Consider the following 25,655-nt stretch of genomic DNA (forward strand, 5'->3'; position numbering starts at 1 on the left):
CGACATGGCGACCCGAAAGGCGGCAGCGCGCACGGCGGCCAAGCCCGCGGCCAAGAAAAAGCCCAAGCGCGTGACGCAAGCGTCCGCCCCGGCGCCGGAAGATCCGCCCGCGAAGGCCCGCAAGCGCCGCAAGCAGGATGACGCCCCGGCCGCGCGGCTATTTGAGCGGTCCGCCAAGCCCGATGCCTTCGACGCGCGCGACATCCTGTTCCGGCCCAACATTTCCGTCACGCCCAAGGCAGAGATGATTCCCGTGATGGGACTGACGGTGAAGCACCAGGGCGAAACGTCGGCCTGCACCGGCTTTGCGCTGTCCACGGTGGTCGAATACCTGCTGCGCAAGTCCGAGCGCGACTCGCGCCCCGCCATTTCGCCCTACATGCTGTATTCCATGGCCCGGCGCTATGACGAGTTTCCGGGATCGGTCGACGACAGCGGCTCCAGCCTGCGCGGCGCGTTGAAGGGCTGGTTCCGGCACGGCGCCTGCGCGCAGGGCCTGTTTCCCACCATCGACATGCCGCCGGCGGCCAAGCGCCCCGAAGACGACTGGTGGCTGGACGCCGTGAAGCGGCCGTTGGGCGCCTACTACCGGATCGACACGCGCAGCATCGTGGAGATGCACGCCGCGCTGAACGAGGTCGGCATCCTGTACGCCAGCGCGGGCTGCCACGACGGCTGGGACGACGGCCACGGCGTCACGCCGCAAGACGACGAGCCCACGCCCGTCACCCGGCCGTTCTGGGTCATTCCGACCACCGGCCAGGACATGGCGATGCAGGGCCACGCCTTCGTCATCGTCGGCTACACGCAGGACGGCTTTCTGATCCAGAACTCGTGGGGCGAGGAATGGGGCACGCATGGCATGGCCGTGCTGACCTATGACGACTGGCTGCGCAACGCGATGGACTGCTGGGTCGTGCAGCTGGGCGTGGTCACGCACGAGCACGAACGGATCGCCAACAGCATCAGCCTGCGCACGGAAGGTCAGAAGGTGACGCTGGCGGCGGGCAAGGTGCTGCGCGACCGCGAGCTTACGCCCTTCATCGTCAATGTCGGCAACAACGGCAAGCTCAGCAATAGCGGGGCCTTTCGCACCACACAGGACGACCTGCGCGCCATCGTGGATGTGCACATGGGCGCCGCGCGCGAACGCTGGAATCTGAAGGACAAGCCGATGGATGTCTGCGTCTACGCGCACGGCGGCCTGGTCGGCGAGAACGACGCGGCCGAGGCCGCCGCCGAATGGATTCCGCTGCTGTACGACAACCAGATCTTCCCCGTCTTCCTGATGTGGGAAACGGACTTCATCAGCACCGTGAAGAACATCATCCGCGACGCGGCGAGCAATGTGCCGCGCACCACTGGCGGCATCGGCGAGCGGCTGGAACGCTGGTGGAACCAGCGGCTTGAGCGTTGGCTGGCGCGCCCCGGCACGGTGATCTGGGGCGAGATGAAGCAGAACGCCGAAGCCATGAGCGAGCCGGCCATCAACGGCGGCGAAGAGGCCGCGATGATCCTGCTGTACAAGCATTTCAAGACGCACGTCGCGCGTGGCCGCGTGCGGCTGCACATCGTGGGCCATTCGGCGGGCGCCATCGTCGCCAGCCACTTCGTCAAGCGCCTGACCGCGGACGGCGGGGAACTGGAATCGCTGAGCCTGATGGCGCCCGCCGTCACGATGAAGACCTTCCAGGACCTGGTCGTGCCGCACCTGGGCAGCCGCGTGAAGCGCTATCAGCAATTCCATCTGTCGGATCGCGCCGAAGAAGACGACCCGACCTGCGGGCCGTACCGGCGCTCGCTGCTGTACCTGGTCAGCGAATCGTTCGAAGGCGGCACCACCACGCCGATGCTGGGCATGGAACGCTACTTTCGCGAGGCCGCCATTCCGTGCGACGCGGTCCACGTCTCGCCGGCCGGCAGCCCGTCCGCCACCGCCCGCGTGGCGCCGGTGGCGTCCAGCACGCACGGCGGATTCGACAACGACAAGGGCACGCAACAGCAGGTCATCGCGTTCATCAAGCGGTGACCGCGGGTGAAGAGGTCTTGTCATGACAGAGATGGAACCCTATCGCGACGCCCCGGCGCTTCCCCGGGACGCGGCGCTGCGCGAGTTTTCCCTGTTTGGCGAGCCCGCGGAGGTTGCGCGCGTGCTGTCCCAGGTCGGCGTGCCTTGCCTCGTGCTGGCCGCCACCGGCGAGATCGTGGCGGCCAGCAGCGTCCTGCCGCTGGCGCGCGATGCGCTCGTCGGCCGCCACGTCAGCCAGGTCTACGGCCTTGCCAAACCGCTGCGCATGGGCGACGGCGCCGTTGACGTCGTGTATCGGCGCCCTGGCGGCGCGCGCGTGCCCGCGCAGCTCATCCCGCTGTGCACGCTGGACAGCGGCGAACTCATCGTGCTGGTCAATGACGGCTCGCCGTTCCGCGACGCCGAAGCCCACCGATTCGAGCGCACGCCCTACGCGGTGTTCCGCCTGGACATTCAGGGCGTGATCCGCTTTGCCAACCCCGAGGCGGCGCGCACGCTGGGCCTGCCGCGCGACGCGCTGTGCGGCACCCGGCTGGCGGCGCATTTCCGGCCGTCCGACGGCGGACCGGTGCAGCGCGCCATCCTTCGCTGCATCGAGGACACGGAAGGCGATGCCATGGTCGCCGTGACCATCGCCATTCCCGTCCCGGACGACGCCGACCGGCAGTTTGAGCTGGTCATGACGCCTGATCCCGCGCCGAACGGCCAGCTGCTGGGCGTGATCGCCGTCATCCAGTCGCGCACGCTGGAATCCGCCCGCGACGAGATCCGGCGCATCGCCCTGGACCCGGCGATTGGCGGCTGGCGCGCCAAGCTGGACCGCATCCTGGAGCAGATTCGGCGTCTTATCCCGTTCGAACACGCGGTATTCGGCATCTATGGCAACGACGTGTCGCTGTTTCGCGCGATTGCCGTGCGCCCGGAAGGCGTGGAGCTGTGGCCCGCGCGGTGGATGGACCTGCCGCCCACGATACGTGCGTTTCTGGATTCCGGCCGAACGTGGGTCGACGAGATCGGCGCGTTCGTCCGGGAGAACATGCCCGAGCCCGGCAACGAGGTCGTGCGCTGCTACCAGGACCTGGGCATCGAGGCTTCGGTCACGCTGCCCGTGACGCGCGCGGACGGCTACAGCTCGGCGCTCAGCCTGTGCTCGCGGCAGCCGGGCGCGTATGGCGAGCGGCATCTGGAAATGCTGCGCACCCTGGACCTTGAACCCGTGCTGATGCGCTTTGAAAAGGAACGTGACGACGAGCGCGCCGAGTTCGCGGATTCCCTGCGGCGCAAGGTGATGGCCGCTGCCTCGCTGCGCCACGCCGCCGACGAGATTATCGTCCAGCTCTCGCAGCACTTCTCGTGGGAACATGTGGCGCTGTATCGCGTCAACCGCCAGGACAACCGGTTCGAGGTCGTCACGCAGCACAGCCTGGCACCGGCGTACGCGCTGCCCGCCGATTACAAACAACCCACCGACAAGGGCATGCTGGGCGCCACGCTGGCGCAGGGGTGCCTGCTGGCGGTGGACGACATCGGCAACCCCATCTACGCGCAGCACGGCTATGGCGGCCCGAAGCGGCCGCTGCGCTCGGCCATGACCGTCCCCATCCATCTGAACGGCCGGATACGGTGGCTGCTGGACGTGGAGTCCTCGGTGTCGCATGCGTTCAAGGGCCCGGATATCGACGACCTGATGCAGATCATCGCGTCGCTGGAAGAAGGCCTGGCCCAGCATCTGCTCAGCCAGACCAAGCAAAGCCTCATGGCGGAAACCGAGCAGGCGGTGGTGTTTGTGGGACGCGAGGGCGCCGTCATCGAGATGAACCGCGTGGCGACCGACATGCTGGGCGCGGAACCGCGGCGCGGACGCAGCCAGACCGAATCGCCGTCGATCACCGATTACGCCATCGCGGGCGACGAAGCGACGCTGGGCGTGTTGACCTCCTCCTTTACCGTCAAGCGCGAGCGTATCGAGCTGCTGGACAGCACCGGCCAGCCGCGTTCCGTGCTGGCCACGCGGACCGACCTGGATCCCAGTCTGGACATGTCGATCTGGTTCTTCACCGACATTGCGGATCTGGGCTGGGCGCGCGATCTGCGTTATCTGCGCGAGACCGTGGCCGAAGTGGCCCGGCAGACACGCACCTCGTTGTCGCTGGCGTGCAGCCTGACGTCGCAGACCGTGCTGCTGCACGACGACGCCCGCCAGGGCACGCCGGCGGACGTCGTTGCGGCGCAGGCGCAGGATCTGAGCCAACGCATCGTGGCCGAAATCGGCAAGGCCGACATCACATTCGAGCGGCTGGCCGGCGCCAGCGAATCGCGGCGGCGCACGCGCGCCACGCATGGCGACGTGGAACTGGGCGCGCGCCTGCAGGAGGTGGTGACCGCCTTGCCCGCGCGCGATCAGCGCCGGATCGCGCTTACGAACCACTCGCCCTCACGCGACGGTCCGACCGTGTCGGGCGATTCGCAGGCGCTGTCCGCGGCCTTCCGGTCGATGATCGATTACCTGCTTCGCTGCCGCAACGCAGACGACGCCCGCGTCACGATCGACCTGGACACCGGGCCGGACGGCTGCGAGATCCGCTTTGGCTTGAGCGAGGAGCAGATGTGGGAGTCCGACCCGCCGGTGCACGCCGTGCCCGACGATGCGCTGCTCAACGCCGAACGCGCGGCGCACGACGGCGCCAGCATCGCCATCACGCAGATCCAGGAAACGGTGATCGACCACGGCGGCGCGCTTGTCACCGACCCGCCGCTATCGGATGCGCCGCCGCAAGCCTACGAGTCCGTCACGCCGCCGTGGCGCGCGTTCACGCTGATCCTGCCGCTGCGGGCCGGCTAGGCCATCGGGATCATGGAATCGCCATCATGGAACAAGACGCCGCCGGACCGAATTTCATTCTGCTGGCCAGCATGAACGACGAGCACGAGGACGACTGGGCCAACAACCTTGCCCAGTTGCATCGCCTAGTCCAGCAGTACCCCGCGATTGCGCCGTTCGTCGGCGCGGAGCTGCGCCGCCGCACGTCGCTGGAAAGCGCCAAGACGCAGCTCGAATCGTGGGACATGTCGACGCCCCGCATCGAACCCCGGCTCGTCATCATCGACGCCCGGCTCGGCTCCACGGCCAGCAAACGCGGCAAGCCCGGCGCGGCAGCCGTGGAACTGCTGGAATGGATCGCCGCGCGCTCGTCGGTCCCGCTGCTGGTGCTGGCGGTCGACCCGCCCGAACTGGTGCAGCGCTATGTGCTGGAACGTCCCCAGGTGTTCATGTGGACCAACGACGCGAAGGCCAACGTCAACAGCGGCGCGGAAGTCGCCACCGTGCTCACCTGCCTGACGCCGCTTGCGCCCAAGCGCCGGCGGCGGCTGATCATTCGCGTGGGCGAGCACTCGATCACCTACCGCATCCAGATGGGACGCCACGAGTATTCGTCTCAGGACATGCCGTACAAGGAGCGCGACCGCATCTCCGCGCTGGTGGGCCGTATCGAGACCTTCAGCCCCTATCTGGGCGAGACCAAGGCGCCGCAATGGCTGAAAGACCTGAGCGGCGTGGGCGAGGACGTCTTCAGCGCCATGGTCACCCACAGCCTGGGCGCGCCGGTCGCTAAGCTGATCCAGCGGGCGCGCGACGAGGAGGTGTCGCCGGGCGCGGGGGCCTTCGCGGGTCTGGACCTGCGCTTTGAATTCAACCTGGCGAGCCAGGAGGTGTCGCGCCTGTTCAACCTGCCCTTCGAGATGGGCCGCGAGTTCGGCGCCGACAGCGGGCGTTACCTGTGCCTGGAACTGCCGATGGCGCGGCGGCTGCATCTGGACGGCACGGCGCCTGCGCCGCGCTGGGAGCCGGACGCGCGCACGCCCGGCCAGCCGGTGCGGATGCTGTTCATGGACGCCAGTTCGGTGTTTGGCACCGTCACCTTCCGGCGCGAGGACGGCGGGCCCGCGCTGCCGGCGATGGAGTTCGGGCCGCTGCAATCCGTGGCCAAGGAGCGCGAGCACCTTGCGGAACTGGCCGCGCGCGCGCCGGGGCACCTGATCATCGACCACGTGCGTGCCGCCGATGAAGCGGGGCTCGTGGGCGCGGACCTGCAACGCCGCATCGAAGAGCGTCTGCGGACGGGCAACTACGACATCTTCCACTTTGCCGGCCATTCGGTGTCCGAAGGCGAGAGCACGATGCTGGTGCTGCCCGGCGAAGACGGCGAGGCCTGGCAATTGTCGATCCGGCTGATCGGGCAGTGGATGGAGGCGGGCAAGTGCAAGCTGCTGGTGCTGTCTTCGTGCAGCGGCGCGTCGGTGCGCACCGCGCTGGAGGTCATGCGCGCGGGCGCGGCCGGCGTGCTGGCCTTTCGCTGGCAGGTCGAGGAAGAATCCTGCGCCCGCTACATCCAGCGCTTTTACGACGTGTACCTGGACGCCACGCAGCCCAAGGACCTGGCGGAGGCCTACCGCTATGCGTGCAAGGCCGCGCAGGGCGACGCGGGCGACCTGCCGACGTGGGCATCGGCAATGGCCATCGTGCGCGACTGAGCGCGTGGGGGTCCCGCGGCACAAGGAGCTGACATGGACGGAATATTCGGCATGCTGCGCGGCATCGGCGGCAAGGCGGCTGGCGGCGACGGCGCGGGCGCGCTGCTGCCGACCGTGCCTGCGGGACGCAACTTCTACGCGGAGATCGAGCCGCCCGGCGGCACGCCCGCGCTGGCTGCGGGCATGGACGGCGCCGCCTTCGTGCCCGGCCAGTGCTACTTCAGCGTCCGGCTGGTCGAAATGCGCCTGTGCGACGCGGGCAACTATCTCAGCCAGTTCCTGCCGCTGTGCACGTTCTTCTTGCGCTACGGCGCGGAAGGCACGCGGCGCGAGATTCCCTACATCGTCGGCTACGACCTCATCCAGCAGGCGCTGGGCGCGGCGGCGCCCGATGCCGGGGCGCGCCGTGTCGCCTTTCGGGATGTCTATGTTGCGCGCAACGTCCCGTACGCCAGCGATGGACTGGAGATGTACGCGGCGCTGTGCCGTTTCGCCGACAGCAGCCTGTCGCGCGGCATCCTGGATTTCGTGTCCACCGCGGTCACGATGCTGGGCGGCCCGGTCGGCGGGGCGATCGTCAAGACAGGGGAAAGCCTGCTCACGCCGCTCGCCAAACTGTTCGGCACCGACGGCGTCAGCGTGCGCTTTGGCGTCTACGATGGCGACGCATTGCGGCGCAGCGGCTACCGCGTCCTGGCGGGCGCGGATTCGCAGGACAAGCTGTCGGGGCTGCAACTCGTCGATGGCGTGCTGCACCGCCAGAACGGCGCAGGCCAACCGGAGCCGGTCAACGACGTCGACTATCTGGTCCTGGCCTTTGAGCAGCGCGCGACGCTGGGCGCGGACATGTTCGCCGCGGCCACCGCGCTGCCGTTCCATCATCTGTGGAAGGACGTTTCCAAGGCGCTGATCGGCAACGACGCCACGGCTGCCAGCGCCGCGTACCAGTCCCTGTTGATCGCGGTGGCGGAATCGCCGCTGCTCATCGACGCGGACCGCTTCGCGCTGCTGACGGCCTATGCCGCGCAGCGCGGCGCGTGGGAAGCCGCCAGCGAGCGGTCCGGCCTGCGTACCCGCAGCGGCGGCAAAAGCCTGGCCACCGCGATGACCGACCGCGTCAACGCGCGGGGCAAGGCCGATCCGGTGGCAGAGCTGCTGAAGGCGGCCAAAAAGCACATCACGCCGCCGCCCGTGCCAACAGAAGAAACCGGACCCAAGGTGCTGGACGACGACGCTGTCGCGCAGACGGTGTCGAACCTGACGAAAACACTCGGCGAGAAAGGTGGCTCGCAGACGCCCGGCGCCCTGTCGCGCGCCACCCGGGAGCTGCTTTCCATCATGCTGAGCGATCCGGCATAGCGCAACGCCAGAATCAGCGCAGTTCCAGCGTCGCCCCGATCACACGCATCGTCGGCATGAGCTGGCGCCAGGCATCCTTGGGCATCGTGGCTGGCCGCGTGAGTTGCGCGGCCGCCGGGTTGTCCAGCAGGTTGCCCTTGCAGGCGAACACGATGCTGTTGGTCATATCGTCGTCGACCACTTCGAACATCGACGAGCCGAACGCGTCGCGCACGCGGTCCAGGTATTCGTGGTGCATGGGGTGGTTGACGTGGAAGTTGATCACCAGGATGCCGTCGTCGCGCAGGGCGCGATGGCAGTCGGCGTAGAAGCCGGCGGAACACAGGGCATCCGGAATGCCGCCGGCCACGAATCCGTCCAGCAGGATCACATCGGCGGCGTCCGTCAGCCCGGCAAGATGCTGCGCCGCATCGGCCTGGATGACCTGAAAGCGCGCGCTGTCCGGGGGCACCATGAAGGCGTCGCGCAGCGCGATGACGGCGGGATCGATTTCCACCACCGTGACGCGCGCGCCCGTCAGGTAACGGTGGCAGAACTTGGGCAGCGATCCGCCCCCCAGCCCCACCATCAGGATGTGCGCCGGCTCCGGCTTGAACAGCACGAAGCCCATCATCATCCGCGTGTATTCGATTTCGAGCGCATCCGGATTCAGCAGCGACATGCTGCTCTGGATCTCCTGCTGCGTGAAATGCAGGGTGCGCCGGGTGCCGGCATTCTGGATGAAGGGCCGGTGCGGGGCCGCCGGCCCGTCGGATACGGGCGAATCGGCGGGAACGGGAACGTCGGACATGGGCGCAGGGTGCAAAGCGGAAGATTCGCAGAAGATACCACTGCCACGCCCCCGCGGCCCGCGCCGCGGGATCGGCGTGTCAAACAGGCCGGCCTCTGCGCCGTACCGCCGCCTCAGACCAGCATCACCGGACAGGGCGAGTGCGCCAGGATCCGCCCGCTGACCGAGCCGCGGATGGCGTTGATCAGCGGGCTGTGATGATGCGAGCCGATCACGATCGCCCCGGCATCGATCTGCTTTGCATACTCGACAATTTTCTCCGGCGTGAAGCCGACAAGCTCGTGGCATTCGTGGCCGACGTTGGCGGCGGTCAGGATGCCGACCACCGATTGCATCGCCTTGCCGCTTTCCTCGTGGTGCCAGGCGTCGATGTCCGCCTTGCCGATGAAGGACTTCACGTCACCGGCCACATCGGGTTCGCAGTGCACCACGTGCACGACGAAATCGCGGTTCAGCAAGGGACTTTCCACCAGAAATCGGGCCGCCGCATCGCTGTGCAGCGAGCCGTCGGTGGCAAGAATGATCGTGTTCATGGCAGACCTCCGGTTCATGACTTCCTGGCTTCGTTGCGCGCGGGCTTGTGCGCGCCCCTTCCGGGCATCACCCAGCTTGCGCCCACCGACGCCAGCAGGATCACGCCCACCACCCCAAGCGACCAGTGCACCGGCACGTGGACCCATTGTTCGGCAAGCATCTTGCCGCCGATGATGACCAGCACCGACGCAAGGCCGTACTTGAGATAGTGAAACCGCGCCACCATGTCCGCCAGCAGGAAATACAGCGCCCGCAGGCCCATGATGGCAAAAATGTTGGATGTGAAGACGATGAACGGATCGGTCGTCACGGCAAAGATGGCGGGGATGCTGTCCACGGCAAACACCACGTCCGTCGCTTCGATGACAATCAGCACCACGAACATCGGCGTCGCGTAGCGCAACCCGTCGATGCGCACGAAGAACGACTGGCCGTGATAGTCCTTGGTGATCCGCATGGTGGACCGCAGAAAGCGCACCAGCGGATTGCGGGCGATGTCCGGCTGTCGGCCGGCGGTGAACAGCATCTTCAAGCCCGTGAAGATCAGGAAGGCGCCCAGCACATAGAACAGCCACACGAACTGGGACAGCAGCCACACGCCGGCCAGGATCATGCTGATCCGCATGACGATGGCGCCCAGCACGCCGTAGAGCAGCACGCGCCGCTGCAGTTCCAGCGGCACGGCGAAGTACGTGAAGATCAGCGAGAACACGAACATGTTGTCCACGGACAGGGACAGTTCGATGAGGTAGCCGGTGTAAAACTCCAGCGCCTTCTGATGTGCGACCGCCCGGCCCAGGGTGGCGTCCAGATACCACCACATCAGGCCCCCGAACAGCGTGGCCAGCGTCATCCACGCGCCCACCCAGCAGAGCGCCTCGCGCGAGGATACGCGGTGGGCGCGGCGTCCGCCGAACGCATAGAGGTCCAGCGCCAGCACGATCAGCACGAATCCCACGAACCCCGCCCACATCGGCAGCGTGGCAAAGGTTTCGACCCGGTTCATGAGAGGCGCCTCCTTCCATCGCGCCGCGTGCGCCGCGCAATGGGAAAACAGGTACTGCAATCGCACGAGGCCAGTCTAGTGCGGGGCGATTCCTCCAACAATCCGCATTATGATGACCCAATAGTCAGATTTTTTGGATTGATCAGCCATGGTCACTCTCAACTACAAGCATCTGCGCTATTTCTGGACGGTCGCGAAGGCGGGCAGCATCGCCCGCGCGGCACAGCAGCTTCAGCGCACGCCGCAATCGATCAGCGGCCAGATCCAGGAGCTGGAATCCACACTCGGCACGGAACTGTTCCGGCGGGCGGGGCGCGGTCTGGAACTGACCGATGTCGGCCGCCATGCGCTGCTGTATGCGGATCGCATTTTCACGATGGGCGACGAACTGCTGGACGACCTGCGCGAGCGTCCGGCGCGGCGTGCGCTGGAATTCAAGGTGGGGGTGGCGGAGGGCATGCCGAAGGCGATGGTGTACCGGATGATCGAGCCGGCATTGCATCTGGACCAGGACGTGCGGCTGATCTGCCGCGAAGGGCGGTTGCCGTTTCTGCTGGCGGATCTGGCGGTGCATCGCTTCGATATGGTGATCGCGGATCGGCCGATGCCGAACAATCTGAATGTGCGGGGGTTCAGCCATCTGCTGGGGGAATGCGGACTGACGTTCTTTGGATCGCCGCCGTTGCTGGACAGCCTGACGGGGACGTTTCCGGCGCTGCTGGACCAGGCGCCCTTCCTCTTGCCGGGCGAGGACGCCGCGATCCGGCCGCGGCTGTTGCAATGGTTCGATGAGCATGACATCCGGCCGCGCATCGTGGGCGAATTCGACGATAGTGCGCTGATGAATTCTTTCGGGCAGACGGGAACGGGGCTGTTTGTTGCGCCGACGGCGACGGCGGCCTATCTATGCAAGCAGTATCGGGTGCGCGTGATCGGGCACGCGGCGGACGTGAAGGAGCAGTTTTACGCGATCACGACCGACCAGCGGTTGGAGCATCCGGCAGTGGTGGCGTTGAGCCGTGCGGCGCGGGAGGATATTTTTGGGACGGTGAAGTGACGGCGGCGCGCGAAGGCTGGCGCACCGCTGTGTGCGCCTGATTACAGGAACGACTTCGCGTGTTTGAGGACCTGATCGCAGGCCTTGCGGGTGAGTTCCTCTTTCAGTCCGCCGCCGCTCAGGTCGACCGATTTGCCGTCGCTGCCGTTTAGCAGGCCTTGCAGGCCGGCTAGGTATCCGGAATCCGATTTGGCTTTCTGCGTTGAGCCGGCGCCGATCTTGCCCATCAGTTTTTCTTTCAGAGCCTGGGCATCGCCGCCGGCCAGGTAGTTGTTTTTCATGCAGAACTCGAGCACGCCGGCTGCGTTGCCGGCTGAGGCGGGGGTGAGCGAAGAGAGCGGCAGGCTGTTGCCTAGGCCTTGCAGGATGCCGCCTTGGGTTGTACCGCCCTGGGTTGAGCTGCCTTGGCTCTCCATCTGTCCCTTTACGGCATCGAGCCACTGGGCGCTGGCGGCGCCTGCGTAGCACTGCGCCGCGATGAGGGCGGCGGCGACGGCTAGGTGGCGGAAAGGGATCTTCATGACTTGCTCCTGGTGCGGTGGTGAGTGCGGCCATCGTAGCGGCGCGTTGAAGCGGATCGGCGTGCGGGCGGGGCGGGTAATGCGACAAATGATGTGCTTGGGGATACCGTGCGCCGTGGGGCCGTAGCAATTGCATTCGTAACGTCACGGGTTTGATACCGGTGTGATGGGTGAGGATGTTGAACGTCGGACGGGCGTGGGGGCTTCGCGGTGGGTGATCTGGCTGCCACGTAGATCTTCGTAGGTCGCCCGACGCCGCGGTCACCGGGGAGGCGATCGCCCACGATTGCGGTCCGGAGCCTTCGCTCCGGACTCCCCCGTCGTCATCGTCGTTGTCGCCTCCGGCGACTGCCTTCCGATTCCCTCGGGCGCATCGACGGCGCTCGCCTCCCCGGTGACCACGACGCCGTGCTGCCAGGGTCTTTGGTATGGGCGCTACAAGACCTGTGTTCAGGGCAGGAAATCTGCGGGGCCGCCGGGTTGCTGCCGCCCGGGCGGCGGCAACCCGGCATCGGGTTCGTGGGGCGTCGTGGCGGTGTGCGCTGCGCGTCTACGCTACTATTTCGCACTGTCCCCGGGGAGGCGGCTGGCGTGCCGCCAGCGCATTCAAGAGGCTTCCCGTGCCATCTATTTCGTGAGAACCCGAGATGTCGTCCGTCGAATTCCAAGATGTCTTCGTCCCCGCCGCCGGCGGCCAGCTGTTTGTGCGGCGCTGGACGCCCGCCGCCTCTGCCCCCTCCGGCGAGCGCGGCGTGCCGATCGTGCTGATGCACGACTCTCTGGGATGCGTGGAGTTGTGGCGCGACTTTCCGGAGCGGTTGGCGGGCGCAACGGGCCGCGAGGTCATTGCCTACGACCGGCTGGGGTTCGGCCGGTCCGATCCGTACAAGGGCACGCTGGGCGTGGACTTTGTGGTGCGCGAGGCTATCGAGGGATTTCGCGCCGTGCGCGAGGCGCTTGAACTGGAAGAGTTCGCGGCGTTCGGGCACAGCGTGGGCGGGGGGATGGCGATTGCCAGCGCTGCGGCTTATCCGCAGTCTTGCCGCGCGCTGATTACCGAGTCGGCGCAGGTTTATGCCGAGGAACGCACGTTGGAAGGGATCCGCCAGGCGCGGGAGTCTTTCGCGCAGCCGGGACAGCTGGACCGCCTGAAGAAGTATCACGGCGAGAAGGCGGCCTGGGTGCTGAGCGCGTGGATCGACACGTGGCTGTCGCCGGACTTCGCGGACTGGACGCTGGACCCGCAGTTGGCGCAGGTGAAGTGTCCGGCGCTGGCGCTGCACGGCGACAACGATGAATACGGGTCCACGGTGCACGCCGAGCGCATTGCGCAATTGGCGGGCGCGCGGCCGGTTATCTTCGAGAACTGCGGCCATGTGCCGCACCGGGAGATGCCCGAGCAGGTGCTTGCGACGGTGTCTGACTGGCTGCCGCGCGCCGGCTGAGCGGCGCGCGTGGTGTCGCGGTGTGACGCGTTTCTGCGCTACAGGCGCGTGACGCGTAGCACGGCGTCGGCAAACGCCTTGGGCGCCTCTTGCGGCAGGTTGTGGCCGATGCCGGTGCCCACGTCGATGTGCTGGTATTTGCCGGTGAACTGGCCGGCGTAGGCGGCGGGTGGCGGATGCGGGGCGCCGTTGGCGTCGCCTTCCATGGTGATGGACGGAATGCCGATCTTGGGCAGTTGCGCCAGGCGCGTCTCGAGCGCGTCGTATTGCGCTTCGCCCTGCGCCAGCCCCAGACGCCAGCGGTAGTTGTGCACGACGATCTCGACGTGGTCGGGGTTGTTGAAGGCGCGTGCGGATCGCGCAAACGTTGCGTCGTCAAAGCGCCATTGGGGCGAGGCCAGTTGCCAGATCAGCTTGTTGAAGCTGTCGACGTTGGCGGCGTAGCCGGCGGCGCCGCGCTCAGTGGCGAAGTAGAACTGGTACCACCATTGCAGCTCGGCCTGCGGCGGCAGCGGTTTGCGGTTGCCTTCCTGGCTGCCGATGAGGTAACCGCTGACGGACACCAGCGCTTCGCAGCGTTCGGGCCACAGCGCGGCCATGATGCAGGCGGTGCGCGCGCCCCAGTCGAAGCCGGCGACGACGGCCTTTCGGATCTTCAGAGCGTCCATCAACGCAATCATGTCGACGGCGACGACAGCCTGTTCGCCGTTGCGCGGGGTGTCGGGCGACACGATCCGGGTGGTGCCGTAGCCGCGCAGATGGGGCACGATGACGCGGTAACCGGCGGCGGTCAGGCGCGGCACGACGTCGATGAAGCTGTGGATGTCATAGGGCCAGCCGTGCAGCAGGATGGCGACGGGGCCGTCGGCGGGGCCGGCGTCCACGTAGCCCACGTCGAGCGTGCCGGCGCGGATCTGCCGGATGTTGTTGAACGTGGGGACGAGGCCTTGCGGAGCCTGCGCCACGGACTTGGCGATCGCGTTGCCGCCGAGCGCGAGGCCCAGCAGGCTGGCGCCCGCCAGCGATGAAGTGGTACCCAGCAGGCGGCGCCGCTGGACGTTTACCGGTTCCGACATGGTGATGCTCCAGAAAGTCGTGTTGAAGGGGACATGACTGCTGGACGTCACTGTGGCGCAGGCCGCCGGGCGTTGGGTGTCGGCATGTACGCGCCGCGCGGGCGGATACACAAGGACATAAAAAAGCCGAAGGACGGGCCCTGGAAGGGCTGGAGGCGGCCGGGCGGCACCTTTACTATCACTGCTAGCCGGCACACCCGCCTGCCGGGGATGAATCCGCATGAGCACCCGATCTGCTGCAACGATGTCCTCCCCCCGCTCGCGCCGCGTGCTGCCGTGGACGGTGGTGATCCTGGTGGCGCTGGGCCTGGTGCTCTATGGGCCGATTCCGCAGCTCGAGCACTATCACGACTTTGCGGACAAGCGCTCGTGGCTGGGCATTCCCAACGCGGGCGATGTGCTGTCCAACCTGGGCTTTGCGGTGGTCGGGTGGTACGGCCTGGCGCTGGTGCTGCACTCGCGCCGGCACCCTTCGCTGGATGCGATCCGGCCTGGCTACACGGTGTTTTTCCTTGCGCTCTTGCTGACCGCGTTCGGGTCCGGCTGGTATCACCTGGTGCCGGACAACGCGCGCCTGATCTGGGACCGCCTGCCCATTGCGCTGCTGTGCGCCGGCATCCTGTCCGCCGTGTGGCGCGAAACCGTGGGCGACGGCCGCTGGGTCGATGTGCTGTGGACCGCGCTGGCGGTGGGCAGCGTGGCGTGGTGGTGGTACACCGATCACACGTCGACGGGCGATCTGCGTCCTTACCTCTTTGTGCAGTTCATGCCGCTGGTGCTGGTGCCGCTGCTGCAATGGCGCAACGGCACACCCATGCGGGAACGGCTGTATTTTGGCGCGGCGATCGGGTTCTACGTGCTGGCCAAGGCTGCCGAGCTGCTCGATCATCAGATCTACGACACCTTTGCGTTCCTCAGCGGGCACACGCTCAAGCATCTGTTTTCTATGGTGGCGGGGCTGATGGTGACGCTGAACTTCGCGCATCGCAAGCGCGAGGCGGATGCAACCGTCCGCCCGTACCCGCCGGCCTGAACCGTTAGCGCTTGCGCGGCGGCACCACCATGAAGCCTGCCTCGAACTGCCTGACCGCTTTCTGATCGCCCTGGATCGTCCACATGGAAGGGGTCATGCCGGTGTTGTCGGCCAGCACCGCGCGGGGCTGCTGCACTTGCGGCGTGGTCGACGCCCCCGGCTGATACGCCGCCATGATCCGGCTGACGTAGTTGCGCGTCTCTTCAAAATTCGGGATCCGGTTGCCGGCGCGCTGCACGGCGCCTTCGCCTGCGTTGTAGGCGGCCAGCGCCAGCTCCAGATTGCCGTCGTAGCGGTCGAGCAGGGCGCGCAGGTAGCGGCTGCCGGCATCGACGTTCAGGTCCAGCTTGCGAAGATTGGCCTGCAGCGCGTCGTCCGTGCCGGGCACGCCGTACTGGCTGCCGGTGGCGGGCATCAGCTGCATCAGGCCGACGGCGCCTTTGGGCGACACCGCAAGCGTATTGAAGCCCGACTCCGCCTGCGCCACGGCATGCAGCAGGGCGTAATCCAGCCCGTGCCGCTGCGCGGCCTGTTCCAGCGCCTTGCGGACTTCCGGACTGGGTTCGGCCGCGCGGCGCGCGCCGCGGCTGCCCGCGGACATGTCGCGGAACAGCAGCCGGTAGCTGTCGTCCAGCGCGGTGGGCGCGAAGTGCGCCATGCCTTGCGCGTCAAACGACACGTAGACGTCGGCGGCAAGACTTGCGGTGGCGGACAGCGACAACAAGGCCGCGCCCAGACAGCGGCGGCTTCGCAACAGAAATGCGGTCATGGCAGCAGGAATCAGCCACGGCGCGCTTCAGCCGCCAGGGCATCGGATCAACAGAACGAAGCGAATTCTACAAGAATAACAATCATTCTTATTTACAATAAGATTAAATCTTGTTAACTTTTAGCCCGTTGCTGTTGCGATATGAATCGTGATCCCATAAGCGCCTGGCTCGAAGGCGCAAGCCTCACGGCTTACCGGGATGAATTTCTGATGCGTGCGGCATGAGAAGTTCGGCGACAAACGCTGGCGGAATGAAGGCACACGCGAGCGAGGAAATTCATGCGGATACTGTTAATCGAGGACGACAGCAAAGTGAGCTATTGGCTGGCCAGCAAGTTCCAGGCTAGCGGCCACCAATGCGTGCCCGTCGACTCGGGCGAACAGGCGCTGATCGCCCTGGACCGCCAGGTGTTCGACATTGCCGTCCTGGACCGCATGCTGCCGGGCATCGACGGCATCGAGGTGCTGCGCCGCCTGCAAGGCCGTCCGCACCCGCCCGTCATCATCCTGTCAGCCGTCGACCAGGCCTCGGATCGCGTCGAGGGGCTGCGCGCCGGCGCGCAGGACCACATCGGCAAGCCCTTCGACTTTCTTGAACTGATGGTGCGCATGGAGCTGCTGGTGCAGCGGCACGACGCCACGCCGCCCAACACCGCGCGTCTGTGCGTGCAGGATCTGCAGATCGACCTGCTGCGCCGCAAGGTCACGCGGTCCGGCCGCGACATCAGCCTGACCGACAAGGAATTTCTGCTGCTGCGCACGCTGGCCGAACACGCCGGGCAGACCGTGCCGCGCGGCATGCTGCTGGAGAAGGTATGGGGTCTGCAGTTCGATCCGCAGACCAACCTGATCGACGTACACGTCTCCAAGCTGCGCTCGAAGATCGACAAGGATTTCGCGCAGCCTTTGCTCAAGACCGTGCGGGCCATGGGATACGTGCTGAGCTGATCCGATGAATACCGTGCCGTTCGATTTTCCTGAGACCTTGCGGGCGCTCAGGCAGGGACCGCTGTCCCGCCTGTTCGGTTCGTGGCGATCGTTCTGGCGCGACGGCCGCGTGCCCGAGAGCGCGTCGGAGCCGCCGCCCACGCGCACCACCAGCCATTTCCGCTACACGGCGTGCTTCGCGTTCATCTTCCTGCTGGTCACGCTGGGTTCCATCGCCTGGGGCCAGAATCTGCTCGAGCACGTCATGGTGCGGCATGTGAAGGACATGGTCGCCGCCGAAATCCGCGCGCACCAGACGCTAAGCAGCCGCGACAGCGCGATGGACCTGGCGCGCGCGCTGCGCCAGCGCGAAGCCGCCGTGCCGCGCCGCGAGCGCGCTATCTCCGTTCAGGCAGCCGACGGCAGCCTGCTCTACGGCGCCGGCGAACTGCTGTCGCCGCTGATGTGCCGCGGCGGGCAGCAACCCTGCCGCGGCTGGCTGCGGGCATCGCTGACGACGGGCGAAGGCTCCAGCGAATGGCTGGGCCATGCGTCGCTGCTGCCCGACGGCGGCCGCTACGTCATCGCGTACGACATCCTGCCGATGCTCAACCGCATCTATCCCGTGCCGCTGGTCGTTGGGCTGAGCGTCTTCACCGCGCTGCTGCTCAGCCTGGGCGCGGGCCTGCTGTTCAGCATCGGCGCCGCCAACCGCGTCACGCGCATCCGCCAGACCATGGCGCGGTTTGCACGCGGCGACCAGAACGCGCGCGTGTCGCTGCAAGGCAGCCAGGACGAATTCGACGAACTGGGACACGACGTGAACCAGGCGCTCGAACGTATCGACTTCCTGATGGAAGAGGTGCGCAATGCCACCAATCACATCGCGCACGAGCTGCGCACGCCGCTCACGCGCCTGCAGCAGCGGCTGAGCAACGCCGCCGAGTCGATGCGCAACAACCCCGCGGCGGAAGCGGAGATGGCGTTGGCCGAAGAAGAGGTGCGGCGCATCCTGTACCTGTTCCGCACCGTCATGCGCATCAGCGAGGTCGAGACGGGACGCTGCCACCACGAACCCGCCGAACTGGACATCCACGCCCTGCTGGCCGATCTGCACGACTACTACGACGTGCTGGCCGAGCAGCGCGGCCTGGTCCTGCAGACCCGCATCGAGGACGATCTGCCGCTGATGGGCGACCGCGCGCTGCTGTTCCAGGCGCTGGTGAACCTGGCCGACAACGCCATCAAGTACGCGCCGTCCGGCACCGTGGTCACGCTGCTGGCGCAGCGGCGCGGCGCCTGGATCGAACTGGGCGCCGCCGACGAAGGCCCCGGCATCGACGCCGACCAGCGCGGCCAGGCCGTGCAGCGTTTCCGCCGGCTGACGCGCGACCGGACGATCTCCGGACATGGCCTGGGCCTCGCGCTGGTGCACGCGGTAGCCGCGCTGCACGGGGGGTCACTGGTGCTTGCCGACAACGATCTGGATGCGCGCGATCCGGACGCACGCGTCACCGCGCGCGGCCTGCTTGCCGTGCTGCGCCTGCCCTGTAAAAGCGCGGCCGGCAGGAGTTCCTGAACGAGTCTTAATGATTCGCAGGTTGATCGCTAGCTGCAAATGAATCCTAATATCGTCTGCGCAATGACGGCTGTCAAAGCCTTTGTTTTTTTCCTTCACGACGATTCTTTTTTGGACTTTTCCGTGACCTCCCGCATCCAACAATTCCTTCGTGACGAAAGCGGCGTGACCGCAATTGAATACGGCATCCTCGCCGCTGCCATGGCCGCCGCCGTGGGCGTGATCTTCGGCTCCGACGGCGCGTTCATCAGCGCGCTGCGCGACAAGTTCGGCGCCATCGCCAGCGACATCACCGAAGCCGGCACCGACGCCCGCTCGGGCGGCTGATCGCCGGACGTTTCGTGGCTTACTCCCTGCCCAGCATCATCCTCCTGCCCGCTCTGGCGTGGGTGGTGGTGTCCGACCTGCTCTATCGCCGCATCAGCAACCGCCTGGTGCTGGCGTTGCTGCTGGCATGGGTCGCGTATGCCGGATGGACGCTGGCGCAGGGCAACCCCGCGCTGCGCGCGTCGCTGACGACCGGCGTCCTGGCCGGCGCGGGCGTGCTGGTGGCGGGGTATTGCCTCTTTGCCATGCGCTGGATGGGCGCCGGTGACGCCAAGCTGATGGCCGTACTGTGCCTGTGGCTGGGCGAGCACACCTTCGTCTTCCTCATCGTGACGGCGCTGGCCGGCGGCGCGATGGCCCTGGCGCTGCCGCTGCTGCGCGCGCTGGAGCGTGCGCTGGCGCTGTTCCTGATGCGGATCAACGTCTGGCTGTCCGGCCTTGTCATTCCCACGCCGCACGCCCTGCGCGACGAGCCCATGCAAGGCATTCCCTACGGGCTTGCGATTGCCTGCGGCGCGGTCTTCGTGCTCTGGAGCGCCAGCTAGCTTTCATCCAGGCACGACCATGCGCCGACGGCGCGCCATCAGGGGTCATTGCGCACCTCTGATGCAATTGAAAAGACAAATCACTCCTATTTGCTATGAAGACCCGATCATTGATCCTGCTTGCCTCGGCGATCGCGCTGGCCGCGGGAGCGGCCCTGGTGGGCCGCGCGCTCATGCGGCCGCCGCCTCCCGTGACCATCGTCAAGCAGGTCGAGGCGCCCCGCGCGCCGGTGCGCATGGTGCTGTCGGCGGCCGGACCGCTCGCGCCCGGCGACTTCGTCGCGGGCCGCACGCTGGCGTGGCGCGAACTGCCGGCCGGCGAGATCCGGGCTGAACACTACACCGCCGACACCGACGAAGAACGCCGCAAGGTCGAGCGCGCCGTCGCCGGCTCCACCCCGCGCCGCGCCCTGCAGGACGGCCAGCCGCTGACGCGCGACGGGCAGGTGTTCAGCGGCGATCATGGCTTTGTCGCCTCGGTGCTCAAGCCCGACATGCGGGCCGTGTCGATCCCGGCCAGCGCCGTCACCAGCAACTCCGGCCTGGTGTCGGCGGGCGACCGGGTCGACGTGATCCTGCATCTGGAACGCGACACGAGCCAACCCCCCCTTCCCGGCCAGCCCGATACCTCGTTCACCACGCTGGCGTCGCAGACCATCGTGCGCAACGTGCGCGTGCTGGCGCTGAACGGCAACCCCGCCGGCATCGCGCCCGCCAGCAGTGCGCCCACCGACACGGCCGATAAGGACAAGAAAGCCGCGCCGCCTCGCAATTACTACGAAAGCCTGACGCTGGAAGTCACGCCCCACGACTCCGAGCGTCTTGCCCTCGCCCGCGAAGTGGGCCTGTTGCAGCTGGCGCTGCGCAGCGCGCAGGCCGATTCGGTTGAACAGCCGCATGACGCCATCAGCGCGGTGACGCGGATCAACGACGCGACGGACATCTTCAACAAGCCGCCGCGCCAGCCGGTCGTGGTGCAGATGTTCAAGGGCGAACAGCAGAAAGCGCAGACCTTCGACAAGGCGGCGCCGCAAGACGCATCCGCCCCGCAACCCGCCGCCCCGTAACCCATGCGCTCCCAACGCCTGCCCGCGGCGACGCCCGCGCATCCCATTGCCCTCAACTCCGTTCACGCCATGATTCCCAAGCAGCCCCGCCGCGGCGCGGCCCTCCTGTTGCCCGGCCTGTGCCTGGCCGCGCCGCTGTGCCTGACCGGCGCCGGCGTCCTGGCGGCCCCCGCCGCCGCGCCCAGCGAGCGCCCCGCGGTCGACGTCAAGAACACCCCGACGGCGTTGCCCGCCAGTCTGAAGAAGATCGCGCCGACCGGCGAGATCACGCTGCATGTGCGCGAAGGCCAGTTGCTGAAACTGAAGTCCGACGCAGCCAAGGTGCTGGTCGCCGACCCGCGCGTGGCCAGCTTCCAGGTGCCGTCGCCCAACAACATCTTCGTCTTCGCCCAATCCGTCGGCACCACGACGCTGTACGCGCTGGATGCGCAGGACAACGTCATTGCCGCGATCCGCGTCGTGGCCGAACACGACCTGTCCACGCTGCGCACACAGATCCTGCGTTCGGTGCCGGGCGCGGACATCGAGCTGGAACCGTCGCTGAACAACCGCATCATCGTGCGCGGCAACGTGCGCACGCCGATCGAGGCGCGCCAGATCGTGGATCAGGTGCAGGCCTATCTGGACGGCACGTCCGCCGGCGCCCAAGGCGGCGGCGGGGCGCGCGGCGCGGGCAGCACGCGCGATGGCGTCATCAACCAGCTCAAGGTGGAGCTGTCGTCGCAGATCAACATCCAGGTGCGCGTCGTGGAAGTGTCGCGCACGCTGTCGCACGAGCTGGGCTTTGACTGGGCCGCCACGCTCAACTCCGGCAGCGGCGCGTGGGGCATCATGACCGGCAGCGCCGCCCGCGGCTTCGCGCCCGTTACGGACACCATCAATCCGTCGCTGTTCGATTCGGTCACCGGCAAGAACTTCTCCAGCCTGATTCCCGGCCGCACGACCTCGACCTTCGCGGCCGGCGGCATGACCACGCGCGGCCGCTTCACCATGGGCGGCCTCATCTCGGCGCTGTCGGCCGAAGGCTTCGCGTCGGTGCTGGCCGAACCCAACCTGACCGCGATGTCCGGCGAAAGCGCCGCCTTTGCCGCGGGCGGCGAAGTGCCGATCGTCATCATCACCAACAACAACGTGCAGATCGACTTCAAGTCGTACGGCGTGATCCTGCGCATGACGCCGACGCTGCTGTCGGCCAATCGCATCAGCCTGCACATCGCGCCCGAAGTCAGCGAGCTGACGGAAGACGGCGCCGTGACGTTGCAAGGCATCTCGATCCCCGCGCTGAAAGTGCGCCGCGCCGACACCACCGTGGAACTGGCCAGCGGCCAGAGCTTTGCGCTGGCCGGCATGCTGCGCTCGACGCAGGCACAGACCGTCTCCGGCGTGCCGGGCCTGAGCAGCATCCCGCTGCTGGGCCGGCTGTTTGAACACGAGGTGTCCGCCAAGGACGAGACCGAGTTGGTCATCCTGGTCACCGCCAACGTGGTCGACCCCGTGGCGGCCGGCGAACTGCAGGTGCCCGGCCAGGGCCTGGCCGGCATCGACGACCTGCTGCCGCCGCAAGCCCCCATCGGCTACCTGTACTGAACGCGGACGAGAGACACGCCATGCACCACGACAAGACCGCCTCCCCGACTGGCCGCGCGCTGCGCCGCCTGCTTCCCGCCGCGCCGCTGCTGGCGGCCCTGCTGCTCGCCGGCTGCGGCACGCAGTTGAACGACATGCGCGCAAAGCGCTTCGGCGCAGGCCAGGCCGCCAAGACGCCCACCGTGGCCCCGCGCGCCGTGGCGCTGGCGCTGCAGGCCGCGCCGGACGGCAACGGCCTGACGGCCGATTCGCTGAACGCCGCCAATGAACTGCTGACGCGCCAAGGCCGCATCGACGCGCAGGTGCTGACGCTGACACCGTTCAACGCGCGCGGCGAAGCGCTGGCGCAACGCCTGGCACAGGCGCTGGCCCGCAGCGGCGCGCGCGCCCCGCGCGTCGAATCCATGCCCCGCGACACGCAACGCCTGGCCGAGGCGGCACAGGCGGGCTGGGACCTGGAGCTGCAATCCGAAGCGCTGACCGTGCAGGCCACGCGCTGCACCGTCGCCAATCCCGACGACTGGACGATCCATCCGTACTACGGCGTCGGCACGCTGGGCTGCGCGAACCGCGCCAACCTGGCGCGCATGGTCAGCGACCCGCGCGACCTGTCCCGGCCGCGCGCGCTGGAAGGTGCAGACGGCAAGGCGGCCGCTGGCGCCGTCGACCGCTACCAGACCGGCGAAATCCGCGACCTGATCGACATCGACTTCGACAACTGACGGCCATGAGCAACACGACACCGACCCGCAACGGCGCGCCCACTCCTGGCCCCGCCGTCTTTGCCGCCCAGGCCGACCTGGCCGTCATCGGCGAGCAACTCGTCCGCCTGCAACGTCCCGCCTGCGCGCTGCAAGCGGGCGGCCCCGCCGCCGCGGCCGCCTGGTGCGCCGCGAATCCGCTGCCCGCCGTGCTGCTGGCCGACATCACCGGCGAGCCGCATCCGATCGCCGCGCTGCTGGAACTGGCGGCCCTGACCGGCCCCGCGTGCCGCATCGTTGCGCTGGGCGACAAGCAGGATGTGGACCTGTACCGCCAGCTGCTGCAGGCCGGTATCTTCGACTACCTCATCAAGCCGCCGCGCCTGGACGTCCTGGCCGACACGCTGGCACGCGCCGACGATGACGCGCCGCTGGGCCAGGGCGGCGCCGCGCGCGCCGGCCGTTCCGCGGCCATCGTGGGCGCAGCGGGCGGCCTGGGTGTCAGCACGCTGACCGCATCGCTGGGCCTGTGGCTGGCGCATTCGCGGCAGACCCCGACGGTGATGGTCGACTTCGACCGGCGCAAGGGCGACCTGCCGCTGCTGCTTGGCCTGGAAGCCGACGCGGGGCTTGCCAGCCTGCTGTCCGCGCCCGACATCGATCCGCGCCTATTGCAACGCACGCTGCTTGCCGCCGGCCAGGTGCCCGCGCCGCAGCAGGCGCAGCCTGCCGCACGTCTGCAACTGCTGGCGCAGCGTCCCGGTCCTGAAACGCCCTTCGACCCCGAGCGCGCGCTCGAAATCGGCGGCGCCCTGTGCCAGTGGTTCTCGCTGTCGCTGTGGGACCTGCCGTCGCACCGGCCCGGCGGCGCGGACGAGGTGCTGGCGCATGCCGACATCCGGGTCGTGCTGACCGAGCTGACCGTGCAAGGCGCGCGCAACACGCATCGCCTGCTGGCCGAGCTGGGCGAGGGCAGCGCCAATCAGCGTCTGGTCCTGGTGGCCAGCGACGCGCGCCAGACGCAGGCCGCCGCACTGAGCGCGGCGCAGTTCGAGGAATTCGTCGGCCGGCGCATCGACCAGCATCTGCCCTACGCCGGCCAGGCGCTGGCCGCCAGCCTCCTGAAAGGCCCGCTGTCGCCGCAAGCCGCGCCCGCCTATGCCCAGGCCGTCGCGCAGCTTGGCGCGCGCATTCTCGGTCTGCCATCGGCCGCGCCCGCCGCCGAGCAAGGCACGCTGCATCGGCTGCGTTCCTGGCTGAACCGCTCGGCCCCGGCCGGCCGCGCGGCACGCGCCTGATTCCCGCAAGACTCGACAGACCGACATCATGCTGCCCCGCCGAAAGCCCGCGCCTTCCTCCTTCCCTTCAGCGGCCGCCGCCGCGCCGGCCATTGCCACGCCCGCCGCTGCCGCCCCGGCCGTCCCGTCGCCGGTCGTCGCGCAGCCTGCACCCATGCCCAGCGCGCCCGTTGCACCCGCCCCCCGGGCACCGCAGCCCGCCCCGCGCCCCGCCGCCGCCGCGCCCAACGCCGAAAGCACCGCGCAGCGCCGCGTGATCCGCAACGAGCTCTTCGAGCTGATCGACCCGCTCAAGGCGGCGGCCATGCCGCGCGACCGGCTTCAGGCGCAGATCGACGCGCTGATCCGCCGCATCTGCGACGAGCAGCGGCTGCAGCTGTCCGGCCAGGAAGAGGAACTGATCGCACGCCAGATGCTGGACGAGATGGTGGGCGTAGGCCCTATCGAACCGCTGCTCGCCGACGACACGGTCAACGACATCCTGGTGAACGGCGCCAACCAGATCTTCGTCGAACGCTTCGGCAAGCTGGAGCTGTCGTCCATCACCTTCATCGACGAAGAGCACGTCTTCAACACCGCGCAGCGCATCGCCGCCCGCGTCGGCCGCCGCATCGACGAAGCCAACCCGATGGTCGACGCCCGCCTGCCGGACGGCAGCCGCGTCAACGTCATCACGCATCCGCTGGCGCTGGACGGCACCACGATCTCGATCCGCAAGTTCATGCGGCGCGACCTGTCGCTGGAATCGCTGGCGACGCGCGGCGCGATGTCGATGGACATGGCCGTGCTGCTGCGCCGCGCGATGGAAGCGCGGCTGAACATCGTCGTGTCGGGCGGCACCGGCGCCGGCAAGACGACGCTGCTCAATGCGCTGTCGCAGAACATCAGCCCGCTCGAGCGCATCATCACCATCGAGGACGCCGCCGAACTGCAGCTTCAGCAGGAACACGTCATCCGCCTGGAGACCCGCCCCGAAAGCGCCGAAGGCGGCGGGCGCGTCGACCAGCGCGACCTCATGAAGAACGCGCTGCGCATGCGCCCGGACCGCATCATCCTGGGCGAAGTGCGCGGCGGCGAGTGCTTCGACATGCTCCAAGCCATGAACACCGGCCACGACGGGTCGCTGTGCACCGTCCACGCCAACACGCCGCGCGATGCGCTGATGCGTCTGGAAAACATGGTGATGATGGCGAACATGCAATTGCCGCTGGCCGCCATCCGCCGCCAGATCGCCAGCGCCGTCGACCTTATCGTGCAGATCGAACGCATGCGCGATGGCGCCCGGCGCGTCGTATCCATCATGGAAATCTGCGGCATGGAAGAAGAAGTGATCCAGACGCAGGAGCTGCACGTCTTCCGCTCGCGCGCCGGCTCGACGGCAACGCAGGTGCTGGGCGAACACACCGGCAGCGGCCTGCGCCCGAACTTCTACACCGAGAAGTCGCATCTGTTCGACCAGGATCTCGCCTGAC

General features: G+C 67.7%; 22 protein-coding genes. 16 read left to right on the forward strand and 6 right to left on the reverse strand.

From position 1 onward, the window contains the following. Positions 1-4 precede the first annotated feature (4 nt). Genes HV681_RS14870 through HV681_RS14885 form a run of 4 tightly spaced genes read left to right on the forward strand, consistent with a single transcriptional unit; the run spans position 5 to position 7,921 of the window. Positions 5-2,029: a C1 family peptidase gene (locus HV681_RS14870; protein ID WP_175123798.1), complete on the forward strand. Its 2,025-nt coding sequence runs from the start codon at positions 5-7 to the stop codon at positions 2,027-2,029. Positions 2,030-2,051: 22 nt separating this feature from the next. Continuing rightward, positions 2,052-4,871, forward strand: a complete 2,820-nt coding sequence (locus tag HV681_RS14875) for a PAS domain-containing protein (protein ID WP_175123799.1) — start codon at positions 2,052-2,054, stop codon at positions 4,869-4,871. A 26-nt stretch (positions 4,872-4,897) separates the two neighbouring features. Next, entirely contained in the window at positions 4,898-6,562 is a 1,665-nt protein-coding gene (locus HV681_RS14880; protein WP_175123800.1) for a CHAT domain-containing protein, read from the forward strand. A gap of 33 nt (positions 6,563-6,595) precedes the next feature. Then, complete coding sequence (locus tag HV681_RS14885) at positions 6,596-7,921, forward strand: hypothetical protein (RefSeq protein ID WP_175123801.1); 1,326 nt, start codon at positions 6,596-6,598, stop codon at positions 7,919-7,921. A 13-nt stretch (positions 7,922-7,934) separates the two neighbouring features. Here HV681_RS14885 and HV681_RS14890 read toward each other — a convergent pair whose 3' ends face one another. The 3 genes from HV681_RS14890 to HV681_RS14900 form a co-directional block, all read right to left on the reverse strand. Continuing rightward, a complete protein-coding gene (locus HV681_RS14890; RefSeq protein WP_175123802.1) occupies positions 7,935-8,711 on the reverse strand; it encodes a fused MFS/spermidine synthase in 777 nt (258 codons plus the stop codon). Positions 8,712-8,824: 113 nt separating this feature from the next. Next, entirely contained in the window at positions 8,825-9,244 is a 420-nt protein-coding gene (locus HV681_RS14895) for a universal stress protein (protein ID WP_175123803.1), read from the reverse strand. Between the two features lie 14 nt (positions 9,245-9,258). Then, positions 9,259-10,251, reverse strand: a complete 993-nt coding sequence (locus HV681_RS14900; protein ID WP_175123804.1) for a TerC family protein — start codon at positions 10,249-10,251, stop codon at positions 9,259-9,261. Between the two features lie 148 nt (positions 10,252-10,399). Between HV681_RS14900 and nhaR the strand changes: the two genes are divergently transcribed. Further along, positions 10,400-11,308: a transcriptional activator NhaR gene (nhaR, locus tag HV681_RS14905; protein WP_175123805.1), complete on the forward strand. Its 909-nt coding sequence runs from the start codon at positions 10,400-10,402 to the stop codon at positions 11,306-11,308. Positions 11,309-11,349: 41 nt separating this feature from the next. Here nhaR and HV681_RS14910 read toward each other — a convergent pair whose 3' ends face one another. Beyond that, on the reverse strand, positions 11,350-11,829 hold the full coding sequence (locus HV681_RS14910; protein ID WP_254594977.1) for a YjjA family protein: 480 nt from the start codon (positions 11,827-11,829) through the stop codon (positions 11,350-11,352). A gap of 647 nt (positions 11,830-12,476) precedes the next feature. Between HV681_RS14910 and HV681_RS14915 the strand changes: the two genes are divergently transcribed. After that, on the forward strand, positions 12,477-13,274 hold the full coding sequence (locus tag HV681_RS14915) for an alpha/beta fold hydrolase (protein WP_175123806.1): 798 nt from the start codon (positions 12,477-12,479) through the stop codon (positions 13,272-13,274). Positions 13,275-13,312: 38 nt separating this feature from the next. Here HV681_RS14915 and HV681_RS14920 read toward each other — a convergent pair whose 3' ends face one another. Then, positions 13,313-14,350, reverse strand: coding sequence for an alpha/beta fold hydrolase (locus tag HV681_RS14920; RefSeq protein WP_175123807.1), 1,038 nt, complete (start codon positions 14,348-14,350; stop codon positions 13,313-13,315). Between the two features lie 220 nt (positions 14,351-14,570). Here HV681_RS14920 and HV681_RS14925 point away from each other — a divergent pair, with 220 nt between their 5' ends. Then, a complete protein-coding gene (locus HV681_RS14925) occupies positions 14,571-15,383 on the forward strand; it encodes a hypothetical protein (protein WP_175123808.1) in 813 nt (270 codons plus the stop codon). A 4-nt stretch (positions 15,384-15,387) separates the two neighbouring features. Here the strand turns inward: HV681_RS14925 and HV681_RS14930 are convergent, their stop codons facing one another. After that, complete coding sequence (locus HV681_RS14930) at positions 15,388-16,152, reverse strand: lytic transglycosylase domain-containing protein (protein ID WP_175123809.1); 765 nt, start codon at positions 16,150-16,152, stop codon at positions 15,388-15,390. 279 nt (positions 16,153-16,431) lie between these two features. Between HV681_RS14930 and HV681_RS14935 the strand changes: the two genes are divergently transcribed. The 9 genes from HV681_RS14935 to HV681_RS14975 all read left to right on the forward strand — a co-directional run bounded on the left by HV681_RS14935 (position 16,432) and on the right by HV681_RS14975 (position 25,654). Next, complete coding sequence (locus HV681_RS14935; RefSeq protein ID WP_105237018.1) at positions 16,432-17,100, forward strand: response regulator transcription factor; 669 nt, start codon at positions 16,432-16,434, stop codon at positions 17,098-17,100. A gap of 4 nt (positions 17,101-17,104) precedes the next feature. Continuing rightward, positions 17,105-18,658: a sensor histidine kinase gene (locus tag HV681_RS14940; RefSeq protein WP_175123810.1), complete on the forward strand. Its 1,554-nt coding sequence runs from the start codon at positions 17,105-17,107 to the stop codon at positions 18,656-18,658. 123 nt (positions 18,659-18,781) lie between these two features. Next, positions 18,782-18,985, forward strand: a complete 204-nt coding sequence (locus HV681_RS28030; RefSeq protein WP_105241336.1) for a Flp family type IVb pilin — start codon at positions 18,782-18,784, stop codon at positions 18,983-18,985. A 14-nt stretch (positions 18,986-18,999) separates the two neighbouring features. Beyond that, positions 19,000-19,530: an A24 family peptidase gene (locus HV681_RS14950; RefSeq protein ID WP_175123811.1), complete on the forward strand. Its 531-nt coding sequence runs from the start codon at positions 19,000-19,002 to the stop codon at positions 19,528-19,530. Positions 19,531-19,625: 95 nt separating this feature from the next. Then, positions 19,626-20,597 (forward strand): Flp pilus assembly protein CpaB, encoded by a 972-nt coding sequence (gene cpaB, locus HV681_RS14955; RefSeq protein ID WP_175123812.1) that lies wholly within the window; start codon positions 19,626-19,628, stop codon positions 20,595-20,597. Between the two features lie 3 nt (positions 20,598-20,600). Beyond that, positions 20,601-22,184 carry a type II and III secretion system protein family protein gene (locus tag HV681_RS14960; RefSeq protein WP_217467854.1) on the forward strand — a complete coding sequence of 528 codons (1,584 nt, stop codon included), beginning with the start codon at positions 20,601-20,603 and terminating at the stop codon, positions 22,182-22,184. Between the two features lie 20 nt (positions 22,185-22,204). Beyond that, positions 22,205-22,906, forward strand: a complete 702-nt coding sequence (locus HV681_RS14965; RefSeq protein ID WP_175123813.1) for a CpaD family pilus assembly lipoprotein — start codon at positions 22,205-22,207, stop codon at positions 22,904-22,906. A gap of 5 nt (positions 22,907-22,911) precedes the next feature. Further along, entirely contained in the window at positions 22,912-24,183 is a 1,272-nt protein-coding gene (locus HV681_RS14970) for a CpaE/TadZ family protein (RefSeq protein ID WP_175123814.1), read from the forward strand. 28 nt (positions 24,184-24,211) lie between these two features. Then, entirely contained in the window at positions 24,212-25,654 is a 1,443-nt protein-coding gene (locus HV681_RS14975) for a TadA family conjugal transfer-associated ATPase (RefSeq protein WP_175123815.1), read from the forward strand. Position 25,655: the final 1 nt, after the last annotated feature.

The sequence above is a fragment of the Achromobacter animicus genome (genome assembly GCF_902859585.1).
GTDB classification, from domain to species: Bacteria; Pseudomonadota; Gammaproteobacteria; order Burkholderiales; family Burkholderiaceae_B; genus Achromobacter; species Achromobacter animicus.

Coding starts and splice junctions, on each gene's coding strand:
- HV681_RS14870 (WP_175123798.1), top strand. CDS start 5: ATGGCGACCCGAAAGGCGGCAGCGCGCACGGCGGCCAAGCCCGCGGCC.
- HV681_RS14875 (WP_175123799.1), top strand. CDS start 2,052: ATGACAGAGATGGAACCCTATCGCGACGCCCCGGCGCTTCCCCGGGAC.
- HV681_RS14880 (WP_175123800.1), top strand. CDS start 4,898: ATGGAACAAGACGCCGCCGGACCGAATTTCATTCTGCTGGCCAGCATG.
- HV681_RS14885 (WP_175123801.1), top strand. CDS start 6,596: ATGGACGGAATATTCGGCATGCTGCGCGGCATCGGCGGCAAGGCGGCT.
- HV681_RS14890 (WP_175123802.1), bottom strand. CDS start 8,711: ATGTCCGACGTTCCCGTTCCCGCCGATTCGCCCGTATCCGACGGGCCG.
- HV681_RS14895 (WP_175123803.1), bottom strand. CDS start 9,244: ATGAACACGATCATTCTTGCCACCGACGGCTCGCTGCACAGCGATGCG.
- HV681_RS14900 (WP_175123804.1), bottom strand. CDS start 10,251: ATGAACCGGGTCGAAACCTTTGCCACGCTGCCGATGTGGGCGGGGTTC.
- nhaR (WP_175123805.1), top strand. CDS start 10,400: ATGGTCACTCTCAACTACAAGCATCTGCGCTATTTCTGGACGGTCGCG.
- HV681_RS14910 (WP_254594977.1), bottom strand. CDS start 11,829: ATGAAGATCCCTTTCCGCCACCTAGCCGTCGCCGCCGCCCTCATCGCG.
- HV681_RS14915 (WP_175123806.1), top strand. CDS start 12,477: ATGTCGTCCGTCGAATTCCAAGATGTCTTCGTCCCCGCCGCCGGCGGC.
- HV681_RS14920 (WP_175123807.1), bottom strand. CDS start 14,350: ATGTCGGAACCGGTAAACGTCCAGCGGCGCCGCCTGCTGGGTACCACT.
- HV681_RS14925 (WP_175123808.1), top strand. CDS start 14,571: ATGAGCACCCGATCTGCTGCAACGATGTCCTCCCCCCGCTCGCGCCGC.
- HV681_RS14930 (WP_175123809.1), bottom strand. CDS start 16,152: ATGACCGCATTTCTGTTGCGAAGCCGCCGCTGTCTGGGCGCGGCCTTG.
- HV681_RS14935 (WP_105237018.1), top strand. CDS start 16,432: ATGCGGATACTGTTAATCGAGGACGACAGCAAAGTGAGCTATTGGCTG.
- HV681_RS14940 (WP_175123810.1), top strand. CDS start 17,105: ATGAATACCGTGCCGTTCGATTTTCCTGAGACCTTGCGGGCGCTCAGG.
- cpaB (WP_175123812.1), top strand. CDS start 19,626: ATGAAGACCCGATCATTGATCCTGCTTGCCTCGGCGATCGCGCTGGCC.
- HV681_RS14960 (WP_217467854.1), top strand. CDS start 20,601: ATGCGCTCCCAACGCCTGCCCGCGGCGACGCCCGCGCATCCCATTGCC.
- HV681_RS14965 (WP_175123813.1), top strand. CDS start 22,205: ATGCACCACGACAAGACCGCCTCCCCGACTGGCCGCGCGCTGCGCCGC.
- HV681_RS14970 (WP_175123814.1), top strand. CDS start 22,912: ATGAGCAACACGACACCGACCCGCAACGGCGCGCCCACTCCTGGCCCC.
- HV681_RS14975 (WP_175123815.1), top strand. CDS start 24,212: ATGCTGCCCCGCCGAAAGCCCGCGCCTTCCTCCTTCCCTTCAGCGGCC.